Annotated in this window: 7 protein-coding genes and 1 pseudogene; 3 read left to right on the top strand and 5 right to left on the bottom strand. The window is 58.5% G+C overall.

Features of this window, described 5'->3' with window-relative positions:
* The 3 genes and pseudogenes from ACFDSS_RS13410 to ACFDSS_RS13400 all read left to right on the top strand — a co-directional run.
* Positions 1–719 (top strand): ABC transporter ATP-binding protein (locus ACFDSS_RS13410; protein WP_375256234.1); only part of this gene is annotated, 719 nt, incomplete at its 5' end.
* Entirely contained in the window at positions 719–1420 is a 702-nt protein-coding gene (locus ACFDSS_RS13405; RefSeq protein ID WP_375256233.1) for an ABC transporter ATP-binding protein, read from the top strand. The genes ACFDSS_RS13410 and ACFDSS_RS13405, both read left to right, overlap by 1 nt.
* Positions 1421–1624: 204 nt before the next feature.
* Positions 1625–1750, top strand: a pseudogene (locus ACFDSS_RS13400) (transposase); the annotation flags it as partial.
* A 10-nt stretch (positions 1751–1760) separates the two neighbouring features.
* On the opposite strand, the gene ACFDSS_RS13395 reads toward ACFDSS_RS13400, so the two are convergent.
* From ACFDSS_RS13395 to ACFDSS_RS13375, 5 genes are all read right to left on the bottom strand, one after another.
* Positions 1761–2033, bottom strand: a complete 273-nt coding sequence (locus tag ACFDSS_RS13395) for a hypothetical protein (RefSeq protein WP_375256232.1) — start codon at positions 2031–2033, stop codon at positions 1761–1763.
* On the bottom strand, positions 2030–2953 hold the full coding sequence (locus ACFDSS_RS13390; protein ID WP_375256231.1) for an ATP-binding cassette domain-containing protein: 924 nt from the start codon (positions 2951–2953) through the stop codon (positions 2030–2032). The genes ACFDSS_RS13395 and ACFDSS_RS13390 overlap by 4 nt, the downstream gene beginning before the upstream one ends.
* A complete protein-coding gene (locus ACFDSS_RS13385) occupies positions 2940–3908 on the bottom strand; it encodes an ABC transporter ATP-binding protein (protein WP_375256230.1) in 969 nt (322 codons plus the stop codon). Before ACFDSS_RS13385 ends, ACFDSS_RS13390 begins: the two co-directional genes overlap by 14 nt.
* A 3-nt stretch (positions 3909–3911) precedes the next feature.
* Positions 3912–4760 carry an ABC transporter permease gene (locus ACFDSS_RS13380; RefSeq protein WP_375256229.1) on the bottom strand — a complete coding sequence of 283 codons (849 nt, stop codon included), beginning with the start codon at positions 4758–4760 and terminating at the stop codon, positions 3912–3914.
* A partial coding sequence (locus tag ACFDSS_RS13375; RefSeq protein WP_375256228.1) for an ABC transporter permease subunit occupies positions 4753–5005 on the bottom strand: 253 nt, incomplete at its 5' end. The genes ACFDSS_RS13380 and ACFDSS_RS13375, both read right to left, overlap by 8 nt.

Below are 5005 nucleotides of genomic sequence, written 5' to 3'. Positions count from 1 at the left end.
TGACCATAGAAAACCTTGTGAAGAAATTCGGCGGTCTGACGGCCACAAATGACCTGAGTTTCAATCTCGAAGACGGCCAGTCCGTTGGCCTGATCGGGCCGAATGGTGCGGGCAAGACCACCGTGTTTAGCCAGATCATGGGAGAGCTTCGCCAGACCTGCGGCACGATCAGCTTGTTTGGGCAGGAGATATCGACCCTCTCCACCCCTGCGCGCATCCGGCAGGGTGTGTCGCGCACCTATCAGGTGCCGCGCCCTTTTGGTGAGTTGAATGTGCTGGAGAACATCCGCGTCGGCCTGATGCCCGATAGTATCTGGCAAATGATCACCCGCAGCCCCAATCGCGACCGCGAGGTTGAGCTGGCGCTGAGCGTTGGCTTCTCGGAGCATGACCTGGAGCGCACGCCGGACGAGCTGTCGATGGGTGATCTGCGCAAGCTGGAACTGGCCCGCACGATGGCGACGAACCCCAAAGTTATGCTGCTGGACGAAGTCTTTGCCGGTCTCACTGTGGGCGAAATTGCCCAGATCGCTGCACTGATCCAGCAGATGCGCAAGGACGGTATGACCTTTCTAATCGTCAGTCACGACCTCAAGGCGCTGGAGCCTTTGGTGGACAGTGCCGTCGCGATCAATCAGGGGACAAAAATTGCCGAAGGCCGCTTTGTCGATGTCATGGCAGACAGCGGTGTGCGCTCATCATATCTGGGAGCCGTATAATGGCGTTTTTGAATATCGAAAACCTTTGCGCTTTCTATGGCAAGGCGCAAGCACTGCATAATGTATCACTAGAAGTCGAAAAGGGCGAGATCATCGCCGTGGTTGGCGCCAACGGTGCGGGAAAATCAACCTTGCTTGATAGTGTTATGGGCCTGACCAAAACCACGGGCCAGATCATGTTCGACGGCGCACCTCTCACGGGTGGCCCTGCGAAGGCAGTCCAGCGTGGCATCGGCTATGGCCCTGAACGGTTCAACCTGTTTCCCTATATGTCCGTCTACGACAATCTCATGGTGGGGGCTTACACGGCGCGCGGAGATACCACGGCCAATCTTGAGAGCGTTTACAAACTGTTCCCGCGCTTGGAAGAACGCGCAACGCAGGAGACAAGCACCCAGTCGGGGGGTGAGCGTCAGATGGTCTCGCTTGGCCGCGCGCTGATGACCAGCCCGCGTTTGCTGATTGTGGACGAGCCGACAATCGGTCTGGCCCCCAAGGTCTGTGTCGAGATTGCCGCCGCCCTGCGCCGTCTGCGCGACGAGATGGGGCTAACCATCGTCATTACCGAGCAGAACGCAAACTTTGCCCTCACCCTTGCCGAGCGGCTTTATGTTCTGGAAAGCGGGGCCATCCGTGCATCCGGTACAGTAGAAGAGCTACGCGATGATCCCCGCCTGACCGAAGCCTATTTCGGACACTGACTTATCCTGTCTGTAACGCGTGCGCAAAAAGCAGACGGGGTGCACGCTAAGTCAATCGCCTTAGGGTGATTGTATTCAGCTGCTTACTTCACTGCAAAAGTCCAATAAATCAACAGTCTTCCCCCATTTGACCGGGTAATCCCCCCGATCTTAACGGGATGAGGAAGTAGAATTTTTCTCGGCACGATAAACGAGGAGATTCCGATGAAGACGACACGTTTCACCGAGGCCCAGACTATGGGTGTGCTGCGCCAGATTGAGGGCGGTGTCCGTGCTGCTGAGCTGTGCCGTCAGCGCGGGATGAGTAGCGCTACGATGTACAAATGGCAGCCGATCGGATTTATGTAGATGCGCAGCTTGTCCATTGCCCGTCAGTGCATGCCGCACGAATGTCACGAAAGGAAGGATGCAGCGGGCTGTCGAAAATCTCGCAAGCAAATCCCGCCGCCGTCAGCCGGGACAACATCGCCTCGGTCAGGTAACGCAAGAGTTCGGGCCCGGCTCCAGGGCTCTGGCTCTCGCTGGGGTAGGCTACGAGTGCCGCAAGGTCACTTTGGAAACGCCCGACGTCGAAATAATCGGTAATGGCGGCAATCGCCGCATCGCGGGTCATCCCGCGAAACAGGCATAGCGCCGCCCGTCTCTTTGCTCCATTTGCGGCATTGAGGCGCGGCAGGCCTCCATCACCTTCGGGCATCGCTCTGCCAATGGACAGCCCTTTGCGGTCAGGTCGATCTGGCCAAGGCGGAGTTCCAGGGCCTCGTCATCCGTAAGGCCCGAGGCGAATTGCAGGCCTTGGGAATAGGGGTGCCCCGCGAGGCCATAGAAGCTTTCTGCCGGGGCGTCCTCGACCATGCGGCCCGCGTAAAGGACAGCAATGCGGCTGGCGACATAGCGTGTTGCCGCGAGATCGTGAGAGATGAAAATCGCGGAAAAGCCGGCATCGGCCTGCAGGTCCTTGATCATGTTGAGCACCTGCGCCTGCACGGAGACATCGAGCGCCGAAACCGCCTCGTCGAAAAGCACGAATTCAGGCTTGGTGATGAGCGCGCGCGCAATTGAGACGCGTTGCCGTTGCCCACCTGAAAGCTCATGCGGGTAACGCTCTTGAAAATCTGCGCGCAGGCCCACTTGTTCCAGCATCGCACCAACGATGCGCGTTGTGTCCGCTTTGGAACCCGCAGTGCCGGTGATCTGCAAGGGCTCTGCCACGCTGTCGCGAACGCGCAGCATCGGGTTCAGCGACCATTTCGGATGCTGGAGAACCGCCGCGAATTTTCCGGCGCGGTCCTTGCGCTGGATCGAATTCAAGGGTCGACCACGGTAAAGCAACTCGCCCATGGTCGGTGTGTTTCGGCCGATGCAAAGGTTACCGAGCGTAGATTTACCGGAACCGGATTCGCCGACGACGCCGATGATTTCACCCTCGTTCACGGACAGATCAACGTCTTGCAGCGCACGCAGTTTGCGGCGCGCCCATGGAGGGCCGATGTCGAAATCGATTCCAATGCTTCGCGCTTCAATCAGGGCCATTTGCGCCTCCTGCAATCTCGCGCCAACGGTGGCAGAGGAGGATCCAGCGGTCTTCCTTTTGCTCATATTCAGGGCGCCGCGTGTCACAGACAGCCCAATTCGCATGGGCGCAACGCGGGGCGAAAGCGCAGCCTTTGGACGGCCCGCGCAGTTGCGGCGGGATACCCTCGATCGTGGCAAGCTTTTCGCCGCGTTTCTCGTGGCCGACAGTCGCAGCAATCAGGGCTTGGGTATAAGGATGCGCGGGCTGGGCAAAGATCGCTTCTGCGGGGCCTTGCTCAACGACCCGGCCCGCGTACATCACAGCAATGTCGTCGCAGAATTTTCGCACGGCCCAAAGATCGTGGCTCAGCAACAGCAAGGTAATGCCGCGCGCACGCGACGCCTCCCGCATGAGTTCAAGAATGCGGGTACGGACAGATGCATCCAGCGCACTTGTCGCTTCATCAGCGATGATTACCTTTGGGGCACTGATCAAGGCCATTGCGATCACAACGCGCTGCGCCATGCCGCCTGACAATTCATGCGGCCAAGCCCGCGCGGCTGTTTCGGGATCATTCATTCCAACTTCGCGTAGCACGTCATGAATGGCGGAGAGCGATGGGGTTTTGGTCGCTGCTTCGCCAATTTGCGCACCGACTTTCTTGGTCGGATCAAGCGTCGCAATAGGGTCTTGGAAAATATAGCGCAGATCCGCGATACGCATTGCGCGCATCTCCTCAATCGGCAATGACCAGACGTCTTTTCCAAGTACCTCAAGTTTACCGGAGGCGGGCCTCACGCCATGCGGCATCAATCGACCGGCTGCAAAGCCAACGGTGGATTTGCCCGAGCCGGACTCACCCACGATGCCAAGGATCTTTCCCGCACGCACATCAATGCTGACACCATCCAGCGCGCGTACGGCACCAAATTCCAGCACGAGGTCTTTGAAACTGATTGCAATTTCGCTCATGGGTTATTCCAGCGGCCGTGGGCTAGAGGGTTCAATGATATTGCGCGCGGCGTCACCAACATAGTTTACGCAAAGGATCGCAAGCGTCAGCATGGCACCCGGCGCGAGGACCATCCAGGGCGCAATGTTGAGGAAAGCCGAGTTTTCGCGCAGCAGCACACCCAGCGAGCTATTGGGCGCCTGAACCCCAAGACCCAGAAAGCTCAGCCCGCTTTCAATAATCATGCCAATGGACAGCAAATAGGCCATTTGCACAATGGTCACCGAGGCCACGTTTGGTAGGACGTGCTTGAACAATATGCGCGATGTTGTTGCCCCCGAGATTTGCGCGGCGATGACGAAATCGCGCGTCACGATGCCCATCGCGGCAGACCGCACAACGCGGATCATTGTCGGCAGCACGATAAGAAAGATCGCGACCACGGCAGAGAGCGAGCCCGGGCCGATAATCGCAGCGATGATCAAGCCGAGGATGATCGAAGGGATCGCGAAAAGAACATCCGCGAAACGCGCGATCAGAAGATCGAATATTCCGCGATACCATGCGGCAGCCATCCCGATGATCGAGCCGACGATGCCTGCCAGCGCCACTGCGGTTGCCGACAGCAGAAAGGTCAGGCGAATGCCTTCAAGAATGCGCGAAAAGATTGATCGACCGAGGTTGTCGGTTCCAAACATCCACTCGGCAGATGGCGGCGCGCGACGGGGGCCAGAGCCCACTTCCTTGGCCGCAGCCGAGGGCAGATAGGGCTCAAGTATTCCGACAAGGATCATGAACAGCAAAATGATGACAGCGATCACCGTGACAGGCCCAGCCTGCCGGGCAAGGGAGCGGAGGCGGGAGTCAGCCATTTCGTTGCTCCGTCACGCGGGGGTCGATGATGCCATAGAGAATGTCGGCGATGGTGTTGGTCAGCACGAAAACCGCCGCTGTCAGGATGACGCCGGTTTGCACAACCGGGTAGTCGCGCTGCGAGATCGCATTCACCAGAAGGCGGCCCACTCCATCAAGGCTGAACACCGTTTCAACCAGGACCGTACCACCCAGCAGATAGCCCGAGACGATTGCAAAGATCGTGATCACCGGGATCAGCGAG

The sequence above is a fragment of the Yoonia sp. genome (assembly GCF_042093035.1).
In the GTDB taxonomy this organism is placed as follows: Bacteria; Pseudomonadota; Alphaproteobacteria; order Rhodobacterales; family Rhodobacteraceae; genus Yoonia.
This window is presented reverse-complemented; position numbering and strand designations above follow the sequence as displayed.